This is a genomic window from Pseudomonas sp. NPDC087336 (assembly GCF_044744285.1).
Classification (GTDB): Bacteria; Pseudomonadota; Gammaproteobacteria; order Pseudomonadales; family Pseudomonadaceae; genus Aquipseudomonas.
On sequence record NZ_JBIUYA010000056.1, the window covers coordinates 1 to 20,438 of the forward strand.

At 56.7% G+C, this 20,438-nt stretch carries 23 protein-coding genes; 11 read left to right on the forward strand and 12 right to left on the reverse strand.

Going from position 1 to position 20,438, the window contains the following annotated elements; translation table 11 throughout:
* The 8 genes from ACIO0C_RS30200 to arcD (ACIO0C_RS30235) all read right to left on the reverse strand — a co-directional run.
* Positions 1–218 (reverse strand): hypothetical protein (locus ACIO0C_RS30200; RefSeq protein WP_401318015.1); only part of this gene is annotated, 218 nt, incomplete at its 3' end.
* A 10-nt stretch (positions 219–228) separates the two neighbouring features.
* Positions 229–612 carry a glycine cleavage system protein GcvH gene (gene gcvH / locus ACIO0C_RS30205; protein WP_180204325.1) on the reverse strand — a complete coding sequence of 128 codons (384 nt, stop codon included), beginning with the start codon at positions 610–612 and terminating at the stop codon, positions 229–231.
* 350 nt (positions 613–962) lie between these two features.
* Positions 963–2,471 carry a sigma-54-dependent transcriptional regulator gene (locus tag ACIO0C_RS30210; RefSeq protein ID WP_401318017.1) on the reverse strand — a complete coding sequence of 503 codons (1,509 nt, stop codon included), beginning with the start codon at positions 2,469–2,471 and terminating at the stop codon, positions 963–965.
* 204 nt (positions 2,472–2,675) lie between these two features.
* On the reverse strand, positions 2,676–3,038 hold the full coding sequence (locus ACIO0C_RS30215; protein WP_401318020.1) for a DUF5064 family protein: 363 nt from the start codon (positions 3,036–3,038) through the stop codon (positions 2,676–2,678).
* A gap of 12 nt (positions 3,039–3,050) precedes the next feature.
* Entirely contained in the window at positions 3,051–3,980 is a 930-nt protein-coding gene (gene arcC / locus ACIO0C_RS30220; RefSeq protein WP_401318021.1) for a carbamate kinase, read from the reverse strand.
* An 80-nt stretch (positions 3,981–4,060) separates the two neighbouring features.
* Positions 4,061–5,071 carry an ornithine carbamoyltransferase gene (locus ACIO0C_RS30225; protein ID WP_020800264.1) on the reverse strand — a complete coding sequence of 337 codons (1,011 nt, stop codon included), beginning with the start codon at positions 5,069–5,071 and terminating at the stop codon, positions 4,061–4,063.
* A 68-nt stretch (positions 5,072–5,139) separates the two neighbouring features.
* A complete protein-coding gene (arcA, locus tag ACIO0C_RS30230) occupies positions 5,140–6,396 on the reverse strand; it encodes an arginine deiminase (protein WP_401318023.1) in 1,257 nt (418 codons plus the stop codon).
* A gap of 33 nt (positions 6,397–6,429) precedes the next feature.
* Positions 6,430–7,857 carry an arginine-ornithine antiporter gene (gene arcD, locus ACIO0C_RS30235; RefSeq protein WP_401318026.1) on the reverse strand — a complete coding sequence of 476 codons (1,428 nt, stop codon included), beginning with the start codon at positions 7,855–7,857 and terminating at the stop codon, positions 6,430–6,432.
* A 435-nt stretch (positions 7,858–8,292) separates the two neighbouring features.
* Here arcD (ACIO0C_RS30235) and arcD (ACIO0C_RS30240) point away from each other — a divergent pair, with 435 nt between their 5' ends.
* The 10 genes from arcD (ACIO0C_RS30240) (at position 8,293) to ACIO0C_RS30285 (ending at position 15,943) form a co-directional block, all read left to right on the forward strand.
* Positions 8,293–9,720, forward strand: coding sequence for an arginine-ornithine antiporter (arcD, locus tag ACIO0C_RS30240; RefSeq protein WP_401318028.1), 1,428 nt, complete (start codon positions 8,293–8,295; stop codon positions 9,718–9,720).
* Positions 9,717–10,580: a DNA-3-methyladenine glycosylase family protein gene (locus ACIO0C_RS30245; protein ID WP_401318031.1), complete on the forward strand. Its 864-nt coding sequence runs from the start codon at positions 9,717–9,719 to the stop codon at positions 10,578–10,580. The genes arcD (ACIO0C_RS30240) and ACIO0C_RS30245 overlap by 4 nt, the downstream gene beginning before the upstream one ends.
* A gap of 213 nt (positions 10,581–10,793) precedes the next feature.
* On the forward strand, positions 10,794–12,194 hold the full coding sequence (locus tag ACIO0C_RS30250) for a PAAR domain-containing protein (RefSeq protein ID WP_401318034.1): 1,401 nt from the start codon (positions 10,794–10,796) through the stop codon (positions 12,192–12,194).
* Positions 12,191–12,574 (forward strand): hypothetical protein, encoded by a 384-nt coding sequence (locus ACIO0C_RS30255; protein ID WP_401318036.1) that lies wholly within the window; start codon positions 12,191–12,193, stop codon positions 12,572–12,574. Before ACIO0C_RS30250 ends, ACIO0C_RS30255 begins: the two co-directional genes overlap by 4 nt.
* A gap of 183 nt (positions 12,575–12,757) precedes the next feature.
* Entirely contained in the window at positions 12,758–13,180 is a 423-nt protein-coding gene (locus ACIO0C_RS30260; protein ID WP_401318039.1) for a hypothetical protein, read from the forward strand.
* Between the two features lie 149 nt (positions 13,181–13,329).
* A complete protein-coding gene (locus tag ACIO0C_RS30265) occupies positions 13,330–13,755 on the forward strand; it encodes a hypothetical protein (protein WP_401318041.1) in 426 nt (141 codons plus the stop codon).
* Between the two features lie 324 nt (positions 13,756–14,079).
* Positions 14,080–14,442 carry a hypothetical protein gene (locus ACIO0C_RS30270; protein ID WP_401318044.1) on the forward strand — a complete coding sequence of 121 codons (363 nt, stop codon included), beginning with the start codon at positions 14,080–14,082 and terminating at the stop codon, positions 14,440–14,442.
* A 36-nt stretch (positions 14,443–14,478) separates the two neighbouring features.
* Positions 14,479–15,198: a DUF6933 domain-containing protein gene (locus ACIO0C_RS30275; RefSeq protein ID WP_401318046.1), complete on the forward strand. Its 720-nt coding sequence runs from the start codon at positions 14,479–14,481 to the stop codon at positions 15,196–15,198.
* Positions 15,199–15,314: 116 nt separating this feature from the next.
* The gene (locus ACIO0C_RS30280; RefSeq protein ID WP_401318048.1) at positions 15,315–15,560 is read left to right on the forward strand and encodes a type II toxin-antitoxin system Phd/YefM family antitoxin; all 246 of its coding nucleotides are present in this window, start codon (positions 15,315–15,317) and stop codon (positions 15,558–15,560) included.
* Complete coding sequence (locus tag ACIO0C_RS30285) at positions 15,557–15,943, forward strand: type II toxin-antitoxin system VapC family toxin (RefSeq protein WP_401318050.1); 387 nt, start codon at positions 15,557–15,559, stop codon at positions 15,941–15,943. Before ACIO0C_RS30280 ends, ACIO0C_RS30285 begins: the two co-directional genes overlap by 4 nt.
* 52 nt (positions 15,944–15,995) lie before the next feature.
* On the opposite strand, the gene ACIO0C_RS30290 is transcribed toward ACIO0C_RS30285, so the two are convergent.
* From ACIO0C_RS30290 to ACIO0C_RS30305, 4 genes are all read right to left on the reverse strand, one after another.
* On the reverse strand, positions 15,996–16,709 hold the full coding sequence (locus ACIO0C_RS30290; RefSeq protein WP_401318053.1) for an HNH endonuclease: 714 nt from the start codon (positions 16,707–16,709) through the stop codon (positions 15,996–15,998).
* Positions 16,710–16,825: 116 nt separating this feature from the next.
* Positions 16,826–17,359, reverse strand: a complete 534-nt coding sequence (locus ACIO0C_RS30295; RefSeq protein WP_401318055.1) for a Bro-N domain-containing protein — start codon at positions 17,357–17,359, stop codon at positions 16,826–16,828.
* 391 nt (positions 17,360–17,750) lie between these two features.
* The gene (locus ACIO0C_RS30300; protein ID WP_007978181.1) at positions 17,751–18,998 is read right to left on the reverse strand and encodes a ribonucleotide-diphosphate reductase subunit beta; all 1,248 of its coding nucleotides are present in this window, start codon (positions 18,996–18,998) and stop codon (positions 17,751–17,753) included.
* 541 nt (positions 18,999–19,539) lie between these two features.
* Positions 19,540–19,803 (reverse strand): DUF2790 domain-containing protein, encoded by a 264-nt coding sequence (locus ACIO0C_RS30305; RefSeq protein WP_401318058.1) that lies wholly within the window; start codon positions 19,801–19,803, stop codon positions 19,540–19,542.
* A 483-nt stretch (positions 19,804–20,286) separates the two neighbouring features.
* Here ACIO0C_RS30305 and ACIO0C_RS30310 point away from each other — a divergent pair.
* Positions 20,287–20,438, forward strand: a 152-nt coding sequence (locus ACIO0C_RS30310) for an acetyl-coenzyme A synthetase N-terminal domain-containing protein (protein WP_401318061.1), incomplete at its 3' end; no start/stop codon positions are given.

Here is a 20,438-nt window from a genome sequence, read left to right on the forward strand (position 1 = left end):
CCGGCGATGCCTTTGATCATCGCCAGGGCGTCCGCTTCGCTCAGGCCGTCTTCGAGGCCGAGCACGCTGGTGCCCTTGATGCTGTCGGGAATGACGCTGGCGCCCAGGGCTTCGAGGGAGTCGAAGCCGAGGGTGTTGAGCATGGCCTGCTCGTCACCGGCGCGGGGGCCGATGTGGCGGGCGATGAATTCGTTGGCGGTGCTGAGATTGATAGTCATGGCGGGCTCCTCAGGCTTCGGCTTGGGCTTTGATCAGACGGTCGTAGGCGTCCTGATCCAGCAGTTGGCCAACAGCGGCAGCGTCAGCGGGCTGGAAACGGAAGAACCAGCCTTCACCCAGCGGGTCTTCGTTGACCAGCTCAGGGCTGGCGTCCAGCGCTGGGTTAACTTCCAGCACTTCTCCGTCCAGTGGCATGTACACGCCGCTGGCGGCTTTTACCGATTCCACGGTGGCGGCTTCTGCGCCTTTGTCGTAGGACTGCAGCTCTGGCAGTTGTACGAAAACCACGTCGCCCAGTGCGTTCTGCGCGAAAGCGGTGATGCCGACTGTGACGCTGCCGTCAGCTTCGGTGCGCAGCCATTCGTGATCTTCAGTAAAACGCAACTCGCTCATGGAAACTCCTAAGGGGGCCAGACTCGTCTGGTGGACGCGATTGAAAGCTTGGGCAATGCCCTGGTTTATGCAGGGTTACTAAGCAAGAACGCGGCCAATGTTATTTTATTGTTATAAATCAATAGGTTGCGATAATACATGGCGCAACTGAATTCGCAGGCTGTAGCGATATCGCTACAGAGGCAACAGAAGAAAAAAGCTGAAGTGGATCAAAGCCTTGCGCAGGGCTGTTTGAAGAGGGGTGTAGCGATATCGTTCCGCTGTAGCGCTTTCAGTACAGGTGGAGGTCGTTTTTGGAGTCATCCAGTGATCGTTCCCATGCGGAGCGTGGGAACGATCAAGAACCAGCGCTACGGCTTATTGGGGATGCCGTACTTGCGAAGTCGATGAGCGATGGCGGTATGAGAAGTTTGCAGGCGACTTGCCAGTTGGCGGGTCGAGGGGTAGCTGACGTAGAGCTTTTCCAGCAGGGTTTTCTCGAATTCATCCATGGCTTGCTCCAGGCTGTCGACATCCTGATCGCTCTGGCGCGCCACCGAGGTGCCAGCGATATCGAGGTCGCCAATGTCCACCAGGCTGCTTTCGCAAATGGCCGCTGCACGGAAGATCACGTTTTGCAGTTGCCGCACGTTGCCCGGCCAGCGGTTGCCCAGCAAGGCCGGGTAAGTGCCCGGCGCCAGGCGGCAGACCGGGCGCTGGATCTGTGCGCAGGCCTGCTGCATGAAATAGCGGGCCAACAGCAGGATGTCCTGGCCGCGTTCGCGCAGGGGCGGGACTTCGACATTGAGGACGTTGAGGCGGTAGAACAGGTCTTCGCGGAACAGACCTTCGCTGACCATCTTTTCCAGGTCGCGGTGGGTGGCGCTGAGGATCCGCACGTTGACCTTGACCTCGCGATCGCCGCCGACCCGACGGAAGCTGCCATCGTTGAGGAATCGCAGCAACTTGGCCTGCAAGTACGGTGACATCTCGCCGATTTCGTCGAGAAACACCGTGCCCTGGTTGGCCAGTTCCATCAGCCCTGGCTTGCCGCCCCGTTGCGCGCCGGTGAAGGCACCGGGGGCGTAGCCGAACAGTTCGCTTTCGGCGAGGTTCTCCGGCAAAGCCGCGCAATTGAGGGCCAGAAACGGTGAGTTGTGGCGGGCACTGATGGCGTGGCAGGCTCGCGCCACCAGTTCCTTGCCGGTGCCGGTTTCGCCCTGGATCAACAACGGTGCATCCAGGGCCGCCACCCGTTGCGCACGAACCTTGAGCGTGCGAATGACCGGCGACTCGCCCAGCAATGCATCGAAGCCTTCAGCGTGATCATGGTGCAATGCCGACAGACGCTCGCCGATGCGATTGGGTTGATAGAGGGTGAGCAGGGCGCCGGCGTCGGTGATCGGGGTGGCGTCCAGCAACAGCGTCTGGCCGTTGACGGTGATTTCCCGCAGCGGCAGGCGAAAGCCGTGTTCGAGCAACGCATCGAGCAGTGCCGGGTCGGCAAACAGGTCGGCGACACTTTCACCGGCCGGCTCGCGACCGTACAAGGCAATCAACGCCGGGTTGGCCAGCAACACCTTGCCGGCGCTGTCCAGCGCCAGCACCGGGTCGGTCATCGCCGCGAGCAGCGCATCGAGTTGCAAGTGCCGACGCTGGCCGGGCAGGATGTCGACCACGGTCATCGCCTGCACGCCACGCACGCTCAGCAGCGCATCGCGCAGTTCTTCGAGCACTTGCGGGCTCAGGGTCGGGGCGTCGATATAAACGTTGGGTGGAACCATTTCCACCGCATCCAGATTGAGGTTGCGCCCACCGAGCAGGGCCAGGACTTCCTGGGTGATGCCGACGCGATCGATGAAGCTGACGTGGATACGCATGGTGCGGTTTTGGGTTCTGGCGTGCGAAGGGTGGCAAGTATGCCTTGGAGCAGGGGGTAAGGTGAAATCCAGAGCGGGATGATGATCGTTCCCACGCTCTGCGTGGTAACGCTGCCATGGACGCTCCGCGTCCACACTGACGCGGAGCGTCAGGGGATGCATTCCCACGCCGGAGCGTGGGAACGATCAGCAAAGGTACCTGAGTTACTCGAAGTGCTCGAGATTTACCGGGTCGCCGGATTTCATATTCAACTTCTCCCGGATATCTTCAAACATCAAGTCGTAATGCTTGTGGATCGAGCCGATCTGACTGTGTGTCTTCGGAATTCCGTACTTCTCGGCAATTCTCGTCACATCCCTGGCGAAGTTGTAGGCCTCTTCCTTGGGCAGGAAGAAGGGCTCTGACATGTCCTTGCCCTGAATGCTGCCATGCATGGTGAACAGGATGCCTTTTTCACCTTTGTCATTGGTGCTGACTTCATAGTCGAGGTGCACGTTGTAGCTGACATCGTCCGGTGTCAGCGCATGACGCTCAATGTGCAAGTGGCCTGGATCGAACTGTGCCATGGGCGTCTCTCCTTACAGGTAAGTAATGCCAGGTGTCGCCGTGCTGATGCGCGTGCCGGCCTTGCCCTGGACGATCGCTTCGATGTCCGCCAGTGAGCCGATCACCGCGACCTTTCCAGTATGGCGTGCGAATTCGCAGGCTGCCTGCACCTTCGGTCCCATGGAGCCGGCAGCGAAGCCGAGTTTTTCCATTTCGTCGGGGTGCGCCTGGACAATGGCTTTCTGCGTGGGTTTGCCGAAGTCGATGAAGGCGGCGTTGACGTCGGTGGCGATCACCAGCAGATCGGCTTCCAGCTGTTCGGCCAGCAACGCCGAGCACAGGTCTTTGTCGATCACGGCTTCCACGCCTTCCAGTTTGCCAGGGGCGGTGTACATGGTCGGGATGCCGCCACCGCCGGCGCAGATCACGATGCTGCCTTTTTCCAGCAGCCATTTGATCGGGCGGATTTCGAAGATGCGCTTGGGTTTGGGGCTGGCGACCACGCGGCGGTATTTGTCGCCGTCGGGCGCAATGGCCCAGCCTTTTTCGGCAGCGAGTTTTTCTGCCTCGGCCTTGGCGTATACCGGACCGATGGGTTTGCTGGGGTGCTTGAAGGCCGGGTCGTTGGCGTCGACTTCGACCTGGGTCAGCAGGGTGGCAAAGGGCACCTCGAAATCCAGCAAGTTGCCCAGTTCCTGTTCGATGATGTAGCCGATCATGCCTTCGGTTTCGGCGCCTAGTACGTCCAGCGGGTATGGCGACACCGAGGTGTAGGCGGCCGCCTGCAACGACAGCAGGCCGACTTGCGGACCATTGCCGTGGGCGATGACCAGTTGGTTGCCGGGATGAATCTTGGCGATCTGCTCGGTGGCGATCCGGATATTGGCGCGCTGGTTGTCCGCGGTCATGGGTTCACCCCGGCGGAGCAGGGCGTTACCGCCCAGAGCAACGACGATACGCATGGTGCATGTCCTTCTAGAAGAGAAGTAAGCGGTCCTGTGGAAGCTGGCAAGCCAGCTCCCACAAGGAGCCGGGTCGTTCTTTAGAGATCCGCCAAGGTCGACACCAGAATCGCCTTGATCGTGTGCATGCGATTTTCCGCCTGCTCGAAGGCGATGCAGGCCGGCGATTCGAACACGTCATCGGTCACTTCGATGCCGTTCTTCAAGTGCGGGTACTGCTCGGCAATCTGCTTGCCGACCTTGGTATCGCTGTTGTGGAAGGCCGGCAGGCAGTGCATGAACTTGGTGCGCGGGTTGCCGGTGGCTTTCATCAGTTCGGCATTGACCTGATACGGCAGCAATTGCTGGATGCGCTCGGCCCAGGCTTCGACCGGCTCGCCCATGGACACCCAGACGTCTGTGTGGATGAAGTCCACGCCCTTGACCGCGGCTTTCGGGTCTTCGGTGAGGGTGATGCGCGCACCGCTTTCTTCACCGTATTTCTTGCAGCGGGCCACCAGGTCGTCCGCCGGCCACAGGGCTTTCGGCGCGCAGATGCGCACGTCCATGCCCAGTTTGGCGCCGATCAGCAGCAGCGAATTACCCATGTTGTTACGCGCATCCCCAAGATAGGCGTAGCTGATCTCGTGGATCGGTTTGTCGGCGTGTTCACGCATGGTCAACACGTCGGCGATCATTTGCGTCGGGTGATATTCATCGGTCAGGCCGTTGAACACCGGCACGCCGGCAAACTTGGCCAGCTCCTCGACGATTTCCTGTTTGAAGCCACGGTACTCGATGGCGTCGTACATGCGCCCGAGCACGCGGGCGGTGTCCTTCATGCTTTCCTTGTGGCCGATCTGCGAGGAATTCGGGTCGATGTAGGTGACGTTGGCACCCTGGTCATAGGCGGCGACTTCGAACGCACAACGGGTGCGGGTCGAGGTTTTTTCGAAGATCAGCGCGATGTTGTTGCCCTTGAGGTGTTGCTGTTCGGTGCCGGTGTACTTGGCGCGTTTGAGATCGCGGGACAGGTCGAGCAGGTAGCGCAATTCGCGAGGGGTGTGGTGTTCCAGGCTCAGCAGATTGCGGTTATGGATATTGAACGCCATTTTGGATCTCCTAAGGTGTCGGTTATCCCGTTGGCCCGCGCTGGGTCAGTGCGGGCCAAGGCTGATAGTTAGTAGTCGATCGGGTCGCGGATGATCGGGCAGGTCATGCAGTGGCCGCCGCCGCGACCGCGTCCGAGTTCGCCGGCGCTGATGGTGATGACTTCCACACCGGCCTTGCGCAGCAGGGTGTTGGTGTAGGTGTTGCGGTCGTAGCCGATGACCACGCCGGGCTCCACGGCGACCACGTTGTTGCCGTCGTCCCATTGCTCGCGCTCAGCAGCGAAGCTATTGCCACCGGTTTCGACGATGCGCAGGGCCTTGAGGTTGAGGGCCTGGGCCACGGTGTCGAGGAAGTTGGTTTCTTCGCGGCGGATATCGATACCACCCGGTTTGCTTTCATCGGGGCGCAAGGTGAAGGCGACGATCTGCTTCACCACTTCCGGGAAGATGGTCACCACATCGCGGTCGCAGAAACTGAACACGGTGTCCAGGTGCATGGCGGCGCGGGATTTCGGCAGGCCGGCGACGATGACTTTCTCCACGGCTTTGTTCTTGAACAGGTTGACCGCCAGTTGGCCGATGGCCTGGCGCGAAGAACGTTCGCCCATGCCGATCAACACCACGCCGTTGCCGATCGGCATCACGTCGCCGCCTTCCAGGGTGGAGCTGCCGTGGTCCTTGTCCGGGTCGCCGTACCAGATTTCGAATTCGGCGTTGGTGAATTGCGGATGGAACTTGTAGATGGCGGTGGTCAGCAGGGTTTCCTGGCGACGCGCCGGCCAGTACATCGGGTTGAGCGTGACGCCACCGTAGATCCAGCAGGTGGTGTCGCGGGTGAATTGAGTGTTGGGCAGTGGCGGCAGGATGAAGCTGGAGTGGCCGAGGAATTCACGGAACATCTGGATGGTCTTGCCGCCGAAACTGTCCGGCAGGTCATCGGCAGAGACACCGCCAATCAAGAACTCGGCGATATGTCGCGGCTCCAGGCTGCGCAGCCACGAACTCGTTTCATTGATCAAGCCCAGGCCCACCGAATCGGCGGTGACCTTGCGTTCCAGAATCCAGTCCAGGGCTTCGGGGATGGCGACAATGTCGGTCAGCAAGTTGTGCATTTCCAGCACGTCAACACCGCGTTCGCGCATTTTGGTGACGAAATCGAAATGGTCACGCTTGGCCTGGGCTACCCACAGCACATCATCGAACAGCAGTTCGTCGCAGTTGTTCGGGGTCAGCCGCTGATGGGCAAGGCCGGGGGAGCAAACCATGACTTTGCGCAGTTTACCGGCTTCGGAATGGACGCCGTACTTAACTTTTTCCGTGGTCATTTCAGTGAACCTCCAGATGACAAAACAGTCGTGTTACAGGGTCAGGAAGCCGTCGTAGAGGCCGTAGGCCGCCACCAGGGCGCCGACGACCACCAAGGCGAAAATCAGCTTCTCGACGTTGGTGAAAACCGGTTTCTTGAGTTCCAGCTTGGCCTTGGCGAACAGGATCACGCCGGGGGCATAGAGCAGGGCCGAGAGCAGCAGGTATTTCATGCCACCGGCGTACAGCAGCCAGACCGCGTAGATCAGGGCAACGGCGCCGATGATCAGATCCTTCTGCCGTTCGCCCGCCGCGCCTTCATAGGTTTCGCCACGCACGGCCAACAACAAGGCGTACGCCGCCGACCACAGGTAGGGCACCAGGATCATCGAAGTGGCGAGGTAAATCAGCGACAGGTAAGTGCTGGCCGAAAACAGCGTGATGACCAGGAATATCTGGACCATGGCATTGGTCAGCCACAGGGCGTTGACCGGTACCTGGTTGGCGTTTTCCTTGCGCAGGAACGCCGGCATGGTGTGGTCCCTGGCGGCGGCGAACATGATCTCCGCGCACAGCAGCACCCAGGACAACAGCGCACCGAGCAACGAGATGATCAGGCCGACGCTGATCAGCACCGCCCCCCATTTGCCCACCACGTGTTCCAGCACCGCCGCCATCGAAGGGTTCTGCAGCTTGGCCAGTTCCGGCTGGGTCAGGATGCCCAGCGACAGCACGTTCACCAGCACCAGGATCAGCAGCACGCTGATGAAGCCGATCACCGTGGCCTTACCCACATCGCTGCGTTTTTCCGCACGCGCCGAGAAAATGCTCGCGCCTTCGATGCCGATGAACACCCACACGGTGACCAGCATCATGTTGCGCACCTGGTTCATCACGCTGCCCAGGTCCGGATTCTTCAGGCCCCAGATGTCGGCGGTGAAGATGTCCAGCTTGAAGGCGAAAATCGCGATCAGCACAAACAGGATCAGCGGTACGATCTTGGCGACCGTGGTCACCAGGTTGATGAACGCCGCCTCCTTGATCCCCCGCAACACCAGCAAATGCACGGCCCACAGCAACACGGACGCGCCGATCACGGCGGCAACGGTATTGCCCTCGCCAAACACCGGGAAGAAGTAGCCCAGGGTGCTGAACAGCAGCACGAAGTAACCGACGTTGCCCAGCCAGGCACTGATCCAGTAACCCCAGGCTGAAGAGAAACCCATGTAGTCGCCGAAACCGGCCTTGGCGTAGGCGTAGACCCCGCCGTCCAGGTCGGGCTTGCGGTTGGCCAGGGTCTGGAAGACAAAGGCCAGGGTGAGCATGCCCACGGCAGTGATTGCCCAGCCAATCAGAATGGCGCCGACGTCCGCGCTGGCGGCCATGTTCTGCGGCAGGGAAAAGATACCGCCACCAATCATCGAACCGACGACCAGGGCAATCAGCGCGCCGAGTTTCAGTTTTCCGGGAGTTTCAGACATTGCATGACTCCATTGCAGGAGAAGTGAGACAACAGACTAAGTCGGCCAGCCGTTCAGTCAGCTGACTTAGATCAGTGCAGGTGTACATTCCGTTGTTGATCGCTGAAAGATTGACACGCACAAAGCTACTGCCTGTAATGCTCGTCCCAGAAGCCTCGTTGAATTTTTATTGAAACTTTTTCGCATTCCTTGCGACTTATGAAGCTAGTTGTTTTTTTTCAATCCGCAAATTTTGGTCATGGATTTTCAGAACTGAATTTGCTTATCAGAAAGCATGTATAAAGCGAAAAATTATATCGACGCCTATTCGGTCATATTCCGCAGTTAAAGGGATGTTTGTTGGCGTTATCCAATAAACGTCATTACGCTTCATCCATTTAGTTAACGCAGTTTTTGTGACGATCTCGCGGCGACTGCCGCCCCGGAGACGCAGCCATGGCGCAATCGACGCAGAAGCTTCGCCTGAGCGCACTGATCGCGCTGGTCGTCGGTTCGATGATTGGTGGCGGTATCTTTTCCCTGCCGCAGAACATGGCGGCCAAGGCCGATGCGGGGGCGATCCTGATTGGATGGGCGATCACCGCCGTCGGCATGCTGGCTCTGGCCTTCGTGTTCCAGACCCTGGCCAATCGCAAACCGGAACTGGACTCGGGGGTGTACGCCTACGCCAAGGCCGGTTTCGGCGATTACATGGGGTTCTCTTCGGCCTGGGGCTACTGGATCAGCGCCTGGCTGGGCAACGTCGGTTACTTCGTGTTGCTGTTCAGCACCCTGGGATTTTTCTTTCCGGTGTTCGGCGAAGGCAACACACCGATCGCCATCGCCTGTGCGTCGGTGTTGCTGTGGACAGTGCACTTCGTGGTGCTGCGCGGGATCAAGGAGGCCGCGTTCATCAACCTGCTGACGACGATAGCCAAGATTGTGCCGCTGATCATGTTCATCGTGATCGCCGCCGTGGCTTTTAAAGCGGACGTCTTCACCCGGGACATCTGGGGGCGCAGCAACCCGAATTTCGGCAGCGTGATGGACCAGGTGCGCAACATGATGCTGGTCACGGTGTTCGTGTTCATCGGCATCGAGGGCGCCAGCGTCTACTCGGCACGGGCCGAGAAACGTGCGGACGTGGGCCGGGCCACGGTCATCGGATTTCTCGGGGTGCTGGCGCTGCTGGTGCTGGTCAACGTGCTGTCGCTGGGCATCCTGAGCCAGCCGGAACTGGCCACCTTGCAGAACCCGTCGCTGGCATCGGTGCTCGAGCACATCGTCGGCCCCTGGGGCGCGTTGCTGATCAGCGTCGGCCTGGGGATTTCACTACTGGGTGCTTTGCTGTCCTGGGCGCTGCTGTGCGCCGAAATCCTCTTTGCCACGGCCAGGGACAAGACCATGCCGGCGTTCCTGACCAAGGAAAACGCCAACCATGTGCCGGTCAATGCGCTGTGGATGACCAACGTGATGATCCAGCTGTTCTTGCTGATCACGCTGTTTTCCGCCGGCACCTACACCAGCCTGATCTACCTTGCGTCATCGATGATCCTGGTGCCCTACCTGTGGTCGGCGGCCTATGCGGTGCTGTTGAGCGGGCGCGGTGAAACCTATGAGCACGCGTCCGCCGAACGCACCAAGGACCTGCTGATCGGCGGCGTCGCCCTGAGCTACGCGGTGTGGCTGCTGTATGCCGGCGGCTTGAAGTACCTGCTGCTCTCGGCATTGCTCTATGCCCCGGGCGTGATCCTGTTCGCCAAGGCCAGGCATGAACAGGGCAAGCCGGTGTTCACCGCCATCGAAAAGGGCATCTTTACCTGCGTCATCAGCGGTGCCGGGTTGGCGGCGTATGCGCTGTACAGCGGGGTGCTCAGCCTGTGAGGCTGCTGCTGGCGTTCCAGCCACCCTATGACTGGCCGGCGATACTGGGGTTTCTGTCGGCACGGGCGATTACCGGAATGGAACAGGTGGTCGACGGCGTTTACTCGCGCAGCATCGGCTTGAATGGCGTTCACGGCACCCTGTCGATCCAGCCTGCGACGGCGGACTCACTGGAACTGACCCTGGACTTTCCCGATACCAGCGCAGTGCCTGAGATCATCGCCAGGCTGCGGCGGATGTTTGATCTGGATGCCGACCTGATCACCATGCAACGGCACCTGTCGGTCGATCCACTGCTGGCACGCCTGATCGCAGAGCGTCCGGGGCTGCGCGTACCGGGGACGTGGGACGGTTTGGAACTGGCGATCCGTGCGGTGTTAGGGCAGCAGATCACCGTGGGCGCAGCTATCAAACTGGCCGGCAAACTGGTGACGCAATATGGCGCGCCATTGACCTCGCCACGCGGTGGTTTGACCCATGTGTTTCCTGATGCGGCGGTGTTGGCGGCGGCGGACCTTTCGACGTTGGGGATGCCTAAGAGCCGAGGCCGTACGCTGTCGGGCGTGGCTCAGGCGTTGCTTGATGATCCTCTATTGTTTGAGCCTGGTCGGGAGGGTGGGGTGAAGCGGTTGCTGGGGTTGTATGGGGTTGGTGACTGGACGGCGCAGTACATTGCCCTGCGGCAGTTGCGGGAAATGGATGGGTTGCCGAATGGGGATGTGGGGCTGATCAATGCGTTGGCGGCATTGGAGGGTGGGGCGGTGACGGCTCGGGAGTTGTTGGCGCGGGCTGAGGGGTGGCGGCCGTATCGGGGGTATGCGGCGCAGTTGTTGTGGACTTCGTTGAGTCGTGCGGACTGAGTGAGTTGGTTGAGCAGATCATTTTCGCCTATCTCCATTTTTGTCGGCCTTTTCTGCACGGCTTGTGGGATCTTTCCTGATTTTCTAGACCATCTTGAGTTTCCTCTCTGTCCACGTACTTTGCGTTAAGTCACTCATCCCGAGTCGGCTTATCGATCGTTAACAGTGGTGCGCTTTCCATGACTGGGGTGCCCGTAGAGAGGGAAATCCGCAATGGCCAAAGGACATTTCATTCGCCTGGGTGACGAGACCACTTGCGGCGGAAAGGTTTTGGAAGCCGACACACGCGTCATGATGTTTGGCATCGCCCATGCCCGTGAAGGCGACCGCGTTTCCTGCGGGAAAAACGACGAAACCTACACGATTGTGGGAGGCGTCTCCTACATCAACAGTCATGGCAGGATCGTGGCGGGCTCGCTGGACAGTTACACCACCTGCCCGTGCAGAGCCAGGTTGATTCCGTCGGTGTTTACCGCCACTTATGAGTCGCGCAGCAGCGCTGCGCCCCAGACCACAAGGGCCGCGCCCCAACAAGGCACTCCTCTCGCCCGCAATCCGGCAGCGCCACGATCGGCCGGTTTCGCGTCTGCATCGAGCACTTCCAAGCCAGTGCCCCTGGGCAGTGCAACAGCCCAGGAACCGGGCTTCTACATCGTGCCCAAAAGCACCACCCGCGAACAACTCGAAGCCTCCTTGTTCACCCTGCGTGATCCGGCGGTGATGGGCAAATTCAAGCTACTGAACCCGAACCTGCGCGACATCAAGGCCGGCTCGATGATTGTGTTGAGCGACCCGAACAATTACCAGTGCACCCGTGAAGAAGCCCTGCTCATGGACGTGGCGGCCAGGACTAACCAAATACTTGAAACGCTCAGCCCGGAAGAAGCGGATTTCATGGTGCAACACCGTGATGCCATTCAGACCTTCCTGGGCCATGGCTCGACCGCAATCGGTGTCGGCGCGAGCATTCTCAAAAACAATCTGGATAACGTCAGCGACACCCTGAAAAAAATCGAAGCGCTGCATCAGCATTCATTCCTGCGCGATGGCCACCTGAGTTCACCGACGTTTCTGGCAGAGCGCCAAAAGCTGCTCGCTCAACTCGATATCCACCTGACAAGCCTGACGCGCAAAGGTATCGGTTTCCCCGACCATCCCAATTTGAATCGTGCAATGTTCCTCTCGCCTCCCACATTGGTTCATCGCTGGACTGAGGCTGGCGGCGTAGGGCGAATACCGGGATACGCCACTCACCTTGCGGGTGTGGCCAGGGCTTCAAAATACCTCAAGTACGGTGGCTGGGTTGGTACTGCGGTCGGTGGAGGGGCGTCGGCCATGAAGGTGCAGGATGTGTGTTCCGCGGGAAATGCCGAAGCTTGTGAACGAGTCAAATTCACTGAGGCGGGGAGTTTTGCTGGCGGGGTCGGCGGGGGTGCCGCTATTGGTGGGCTGTTATCCGCCCCTATCGTCGGTGGGCTTTGTGTTGGACTGGGCGTGGTAGGGGGGTTGGTGTGCGGTGTCGTCGTAGTTGGGGGCGGTTCTTATGCTGGCAGCGTTTATGGTGCGAAGGGTGGTGAGATTATTGGGGAGGTTATCTATGAGTCTACGAAATGACCGCCGCTGAATTGGTTGTTGGTAGTCTATGCGGGGTAGTGCTCGTCGGATTGTACATTTGGATTGGGATTACCCTATATCTTGGCTACACCAAAGGCGAAGAGATGTCGGCGTATTTCAAAAAAAGCTCCTCGCTAATGACGCTTCATACGAACAAGCATAAGGGCCCACTTGGAAAGCTTCAGTTGGTAGGTGGCATAGCCGGTGTTGTTACCTTTCCTCGCTTTTTTATAAAGCGCGGTATCGCCAGTGCTGAAGATATAGAGGGCTTTCCACGTCCAATTAGGCGCAAATTAATTATTTTGCAATGGAGTGTAATAGGGTTGCTCTCCACTTTGGTGTTCCTAGTTTCATTGTGGGAGTCAGGAGTGCTCAAGTGATGTGACTGTGAACTTATGCTGTGTGTGGTCGGTGGCTGGCTCAAAAATTTAGGTGTGTTGATTTGTAGTGGCAAGAGAACGCTTGGCTGTAGGGTAGGATGGATTTAAGCTCACTGCAGAAAAGTGACTAGGGGAGTAGTTTCGCTTTTAGTAAGCTAGGTACGGCCGTTGACGAAGGTATAGATGAAGTTTTCTATGAGGCAATTCAATGAGTTTGAATGCTGCGGATCAAGTATTTCTCGTCGTGGGCTGATCGGTTTTGGCGGTGTATTTATTTGTGTTGGAGTCGCGTTGCATCTGGCGTATTCAAAAATGGATTTGATGCTTGAACATCTGAAAAACTGTTCTGCTGTCATGATTCAAGCCCCTCTAAGGAATGGCGGGTCGTGGGGGGAAGCTTCTTTTGGTGTATTGGATATCCGGAATTGTTACGTTTCCTGGTTATTATCTAAGGCGAGGCGGAGTAAGTGTGGAAGACTTGAACGGTTTTCCGATCTTGCTGAAGAGAAAGCTGAAGTGTATGAAGTTGACCTCTATAGCATTGCTGGCTGTAATAATTTTGTTTTTTGTTATTGGCCGAATATATCAATTGAAAAGCTGGGTTGACTTGTTCTTCGGTCCACTTTGTTCTGTCCTGTTTTGGTTTTTTCAATGATCGACATGTGGGGTTTATAAAAAAGCAAGTTAAGTAGGGCAGGGGGGTGATGGTGCGTGGAAAAATAAAGCTGATAGCAAAAAAATGCAAGCATTGCAGCGTGACAAACGAAGTGGAAATGGCGCGAATTAAAAATGGACTCTGCTATGCATGTAGAGAATCACTGCATGATGCGATAAGAGTGAATATGCTTAAGCAGGCCCCTGTCAGGGTGAAGGTCTTGCTCAGTGTTATTTCCTTGTGTTGTTTGCTGTTGGCTGGTTATGCAATTTATTATAGCCATATCGTATTGCCTTATGGGGGAGGGCGTGTGAGATCCAGGGTGTTGGAGTTTAACGGTTTTGGGGTTGCAGTCCCTGCGCTGGCATTGATTATGTTCGCAATTGGTTTGTTGGCTGTCGTTGCGGCTAATTTCGATCGCTATTCTAATGAAAAGGCATATGAGAGAATAATAAGGCGCAGTTTGTGTTTAGGGCTTTTTTTATATTGGGTATCTATTTTCTTTGCCGATAAATATAGGTTATAGGTGGCTCGTTATGAAGTGGTAACAGGCGGTTGTATGGTCAGTTAAGGGCGGTGTCTAGTAAATACGCATTATCGTTCACGACCATCGCGAGCAAGCTCGCTTCTACAATCGATCTCTCGTCAATAAAGGCATCGGCTCACTCAATCATCTCAAAATCCGCCCATCTCTCTGGATGCGGCGTCGACCCTTTCACACTCATCCCACGCCTCGGCGCAAACCCCCGGAAGAACACAAGCCCCTCCGACTCAATGACCTGAATGCGACAGGATTTTTCGGCAAGAATGAGTTTTAATCCGTCAATGATCCTTCGCCGGGGTAATGCTCATGTCCATCATCGAAAGCGACTGGAAAAAGTTCAAGGAATTGCACAAGCATGGACTCGATCGTTTCTGCCAGGGTGTGTTGGCCGACGCCGATACCATCACTCAACATGCTGCGCTTTCAGCCCAAGCCAGATATGGGATGCTTTACCGGCTGATGCGCGACGGGGATAAAGACATAGTTCGGACTTTCGATCCTTACAGTCGCTCCGGCGCACTTATGGCTTTGAGAATGATGGTCAGGCACGACTTGCTGACCGATGCAGAGCTGTCGGTCCTCAGCGAAGCGGCGCGGGAAGAGATTGCTGACGTTGTTCGCCAGCCCTATAAAATTGAATGGGCTGATGAGATCGTTCGGCAGGACTGACAACCGCTATCGCCAGCCTTCTACCAGAGAACCAGGATGTTGATCTTCAATTGCACCGAAGCTGCCAGCAACTTTTTCAGTCGTGTCCACAAGGGCAAGAAAATCACCCCGGTGGACAAACCACCATCGCCCATTATTGAGGACGATGCGCCTGATGAGTCAGCCGAACAGTGGCTGGTCCACGCCATTACCGTTCAACGCAAGCACGTGCTGTTCGTCATCCATGTGCAAACCCGGTATTGCATGATTTTCGCGGACGCGAAAAAAGCGGATATCGAAGGTTTCGTTGATCGTTTTGCCGAGCGTTGGATAAACGGCCTGATCCACCATGCGGGCCACCACGACATCCTTCGCTGGATCGATGACCAGCCGATGATGGAGCGCTTCCAGGAGAGTTGCCGCGAGTACGTATTTTACAAACGCGGGCATCGCGGTGCGCAAAAACACCTCAATGAAATTGCCTGGGTCTTCGAGGATTGCGCCGCCGAATGGGGTACGTTGCCCCCGGATGAATTCGCGGCTGGCCGCTTCGACAGTGATATGAACGACACCCCGAGAAGTAGTAAAGGCCACAAGGACTATTACTACCCGGATGAGGAAATGATCGTTCACTGGTTACGTCGTTACGGTGGCCTTGATGAATCTCACATTCAAGCCGCCCGTGAACGGCGCATGGAAGTGAAGCGGGAGATATGGGCGCTGGAAGACCAGCTTCGGCAAGCGCTGGACCATTGCATTAATGCAGAAGGCGCATGAGGGTGCGTAGTTAGTCTTCGGTGTAATGGGTCTGCCTGACAGACGGAGAGCGCGCGACCTTGCCTTCAGAAAAACACCGGCTTAGGCTAGCTTAGCTAACTCTGTCCAGGTGCCTTATGACTGATCTCGTTCAAGTAAACATGCACGAAGCCAAATCCCAGCTCTCCCAACTTGCCGAGCGAGCATGGCAGGGCGACAAAGTGGTAATCGCCAAGGCGGGCAAACCTTATCTGGATCTGCTGCCTCATGTCGAAACACCACGCGCGCGCAAGCCTGGGCGTTTGAAAGGGAAAATTCGGATATCCGCGGATTTCGACAAGACGCCTGAAGACATCATTGCTGGATTTGAGGGCAGTTTATGAGGCGTTTGTTGTTGGATACCCATGTGTTTCTTTGGTGGTTGTCCGATGATCCTGCCTTAGGCGCAGCAGTTCGACAAATGATTGGGGAGCCGCGCAATCAGGTATTGGTGAGCGCCGCTTCGATCTGGGAGATATCGATCAAGCAGGCAAAAGGGATGCTGGAAGCTCCAGAGGATCTTGAGGCGTTGGTTGAGGACGAGGGTTTTACCAAACTGCCGATTTCGCTGTTTCATGGACAGCAGGCGGGCAAGTTACCAGAGATTCACCGCGATCCCTTTGATCGGATGTTGATTGCCCAGGCTCAGGCGGAAGGGTTGGAGTTGGTTACAGCGGACGGGATTATTCCGCAGTATGGGGTGCGGGTGGTTGCGGCACGGTTGTGAGGGGGCGGCATCGACCTCATCATAAGCAATGAGGTCGGGCAACAGACGCCAATTACTCCCGCTTGAGCCGATTCACCTTCGTATAAAGTGACAAGGTGAACTCAACCTTGTCGCTCGAAAGATGACAACGCCGATGACAGTTTGGGCACAGCGCGACAGCGTTAGAAATGCAATCCGAACCTTTTTGCGCCAAATGTTTAACGTGATGAACCTCTAGAAACGGCAAGCCATCGGCTTCAAATGGTGCTTTCTGGCCGCAGCCTTCACAAATCCCCTTGGCTAAGTCAGCCACCCAGGCTCTAACTTTTGGGTCGCGGACGTAGGATGTGGTGACGGTGCTAGTTTGTTGAGGGCTCGGGTTACCAGTGGGCTCAACCTTCAGACCCTGTTTTTGCAGCTTGGATGTTCGGCGTAGCAATGTCTCATGGTTGGCGGTTGGAGCGAATTCGCCCACACCTGGCACCACTTTGTTGGCCAATACCTTGCGAATCCGCTCACCGATCCCTGCGCCAATGTTCTTGGCGGGCCTGTAGCCAACAATCCGCGGCAGATCCAATTGCTCCAGCACCGCAGAGATATTTTGCATGCGGTACTCAACCGAAGAGGCACTACGTTTGCTTAACGGGCCTTCACGCAAAAGCTGGTTCTCAACTGACTTCTTGAACGTCTGCCCGCTTTGCTCCAGACCCAGCATTTTCAGATAAGCATCGACCGAAGCTTCAAGCTCCTGATCGCTCCAGCCACTTTTTTCCTTTGAAGTGTCCATACAATCGCCGAGGGTGGAAAACCCTCGGACGATACTGAGTGGCCACTACGGCTGTCTACGAAATTTCCTACAAGAAATAGCGACAGATCTTGCAAAAGATCCTACAAGCACGTCATCTAACCCATCGAATGCTTCGACGACTGAAATATCTGCGCGACTCTCCGCCACCAAGGCTTGGCGACGGGCATTCGCCGATGTGTGTGGTCGTGCAGCAAATAAGGCATGTCCCGCAGCCGAATCCATCCTTCATCCTGCCAATGCAACAGACTCAACGACATTTCCGGCCAGTCCAACAAACTCAACATCGGTCGATCTGAGTTCTTTGGCTTATCCGCATCTCGTAAGGCCGGTACGACCTGATGGGTTAGCCATTCGCGCAACAGCCGATTTCCGGGTGCGTAGTGATACACCAACAGCGCATACACACCGGACTCACTGAGCATCAGTTGTTTTTGCGTTTGTCGGTAATACTCAATCCATAACGTGCAGTGCTGGTCCTTGTCCAGTTTGTTGAGCATGCGCTCACTCAAGTGGAACCCCATCAAACGACCGACATCGCGGGCACAGAACCATGGTTGGTTTTCAAGGAGGAGGGCGTGTAGTGGGAGGTTATGGCGGTGGAAGACTGTCGAACTGAGAGGATCGGTCATTACCGATCGGTGTGGAGTTTGTGCAGGCATTTCCATTACCTCTACGTTTGAAGTTGAAGAGGGCCGGAACCCAACGTAGAGGACCTGGGAATCCCAACAAAGCTGTTCTCTCTTATACACAGGAATGCGCTTACATGCTGGTAGCAGCATGCGTTCTGTGTGGTGAGGTTAGCTTCTACGTTGGGCGTTTCTTAGGCACCTGCAGCAGAGATTAGAGTCGCTTTGAATGGTCATCAATACGGATGCGACTGGAAATGTTGTAGGAGTTTTTACGACGGCTGAGGATGCGGGCAAGGGCTTTCCTACTGTCAATAAAAAGCCCCGATCAGATCGGGGCTTTTAGATGTTCGATTTGTCGATTCAAGTCGCCAAATCGTGGCTTGCCAAGGAATCAATCCCAGCTAAGCGCACCACCAGTCTGATACTCAATAACCCGAGTCTCAAAGAAATTCTTCTCTTTCTTCAAGTCCATGATCTCGCTCATCCAAGGGAACGGGTTCGTAGTCCCTGGATACTCTTCCTTCAAACCAATCTGCGACAGGCGACGGTTAGCGATGAACTTCAGATAGTCTTCCATCATCGCCGCGTTCATGCCCAATACGCCGCGCGGCATGGTGTCGCGTGCGTATTCGATTTCCAGTTGGGTGCCCTGCAGGATCATCTGGCTGGCTTCTTCCTTCATTTCAGCATCCCACAAATGCGGGTTTTCGATTTTGATCTGGTTGATCACGTCGATGCCGAAGTTCAGGTGCATGGATTCGTCGCGCAGGATGTACTGGAACTGCTCGGCGACGCCGGTCATTTTGTTGCGCCGGCCCATGGAGAGGATCTGGGTGAAGCCGCAGTAGAAGAAGATGCCTTCCAGGACGCAGTAGTAGGCGATCAGGTTGCGCAGCAATTCTTTGTCGGTTTCGACGGTGCCGGTTTCGAACTTCGGATCGGAGATCGAGCGGGTGTATTTCAGGCCCCAGGTGGCTTTTTTCGCGACCGACGGGATCTCGTGGTACATGTTGAAGATCTCGCCTTCATCCATGGCCAGCGATTCGATGCAGTACTGGTAGGCGTGGGTGTGGATCGCCTCTTCGAATGCCTGGCGCAGGATGTACTGGCGGCATTCCGGGTTGGTGATCAGGCGGTACACGGCCAGGACCAGGTTGTTGGCCACCAGGGAGTCGGCGGTGGAGAAGAAGCCGAGGTTGCGCATTACGATGCGGCGCTCGTCGTCGGTCAGGCCTTCCGGGTTTTTCCAGAGGGCGATGTCGGCGGTCATGTTGACTTCTTGCGGCATCCAGTGGTTTGCGCAGCCGTCCAGGTACTTCTGCCACGCCCAGTCGTACTTGAAGGGTACGAGCTGGTTGAGGTCGGCACGGCAGTTGATCATGCGCTTTTCATCGACAGCGACACGGGCGGAGGCGCCTTCGAGTTCGGCGAGGCCTTCGGCGACGTCGAGCGAGTCAAGGGCGGCTTTGGCGCGGGCAACGGCGGCAGAGTCAGCGGCGGTCACGGCGCGGGCTTCCAGGGCGGCGGCACCGCCGGCGCTGTCGAGACGGTCCATGTTGGCTTCGGTGGCGTGGCCAGCGTTGGCGCTCTTGACTGCTACTTCCGTGTCTTCTTTGTCGAATTCGTCCCAGCTCAGCATGACGTGTCGTCTCCTGCGTGAGGGCCAGTGGTGCCCGTGTGAAAATGATGGGTTGGTTTTTCACACGGCGGTGCTGGCCGCGTTGGATAGCGTTTTTTGCAGCGGTACACGCAGGCAATAAACATAAATTTTGTACGGGGTTCCGAGAGCCACTGATGGGCGCAATCGGCATCGAATGCCGTTGCGGGGCTTCAGACTGGCTATTCATCCCTGTAAGGGGATATTGCAGGCCCGTTTAAGGCCGCATTATAGGGAAATTTTTACGGTCGTGGTGGGGCGAATCCGCGCATGGAGCGCTCGATTGGGCAGGTTTTTCGGTCGGAGCGAGGGTTTACAGGGCTTTGGCGGGTGAAGATTTTTTTTCGCGGAAATGGCGGGGAATCGGTTTTGCTCAAAAAGTAAGCAGAAAAGCGTCTTTTTTACTACATCTTGTGTTTGTGGGCGATTTTTGACCAGTTGAGACACAACTGAGCCCGGCGAGAGCCGGGCTGGAATCGACCCTCAGCAAAGCGCTGAAGAGGGCGGATTCGGCGCAGTCAGATCAGCCGCTGGAGCAGCCGTTACCCATGACGCTGTAACGCAGAATATGGCGCTGGCCTTTGGAGTCGTCATATTCCATTTTCATCGGAACAACTTCACATACATTGGGGACTTCGCTCATTGAAATAACTTTGGCGATGTCCAGGTGCATCGAGTAAGTGTAATCCTCAATGGCCGGTTGTTGCTGCGCGACATCAGTCTGGGCCTCGCCTGCCATGGCGGTTGCGCACAGGCTGCTGAGGGCCAGAACCAATAAAGCTTTCATCTAGTGTTTACCTTTTTGAAGTCGAGTGGGGTCACGCAACCTTTTTGGGGTTGCGTGTGTATCTGACTACTTGGGTTTGGGTTAACTGCCTTCGTGGGGGCTGTAACTTGGTTAACTCAGTTTGCCGGGTTGGCGGAGCGAATTTTAGTCGTGGGGGTGGCATTCATATAGGCGTGGTTTTGATAAACACCTTTGACGGATTTTGTAACAATCCCTGGTTGAATGATCGTTCCCATGCTCTGCGTGGGAATGCCTCAAGGGACGCTCTGCGTCCAGTGACGCGGAGCGTCACGGGCTGCATTCCCACGCAGAGCGTGGGAACGATCAGTAAGGGGGATATTTGGGACATTTGTTCCAGGCTTGGTTTGCGGTTATCAGGACGTTTTGTGTGGGCTTGTTACTACCATCGTCGAATGGTTCTATAGGCGCCGCCCGGCTAAAACAGGGTCATACAAAAACAACTATTCCACCGAGGTAAGAAAGATGAGTGCGGCTTCCCTGTATCCCGTTCGTCCCGAGGTTCTGGCCAACACCCTGACTGACGAGGCGACCTACAAGGCCATGTACCAGCAGTCAGTCGTCAACCCGGACGGCTTCTGGCGCGAGCAAGCCAAGCGCCTCGACTGGATCAAGCC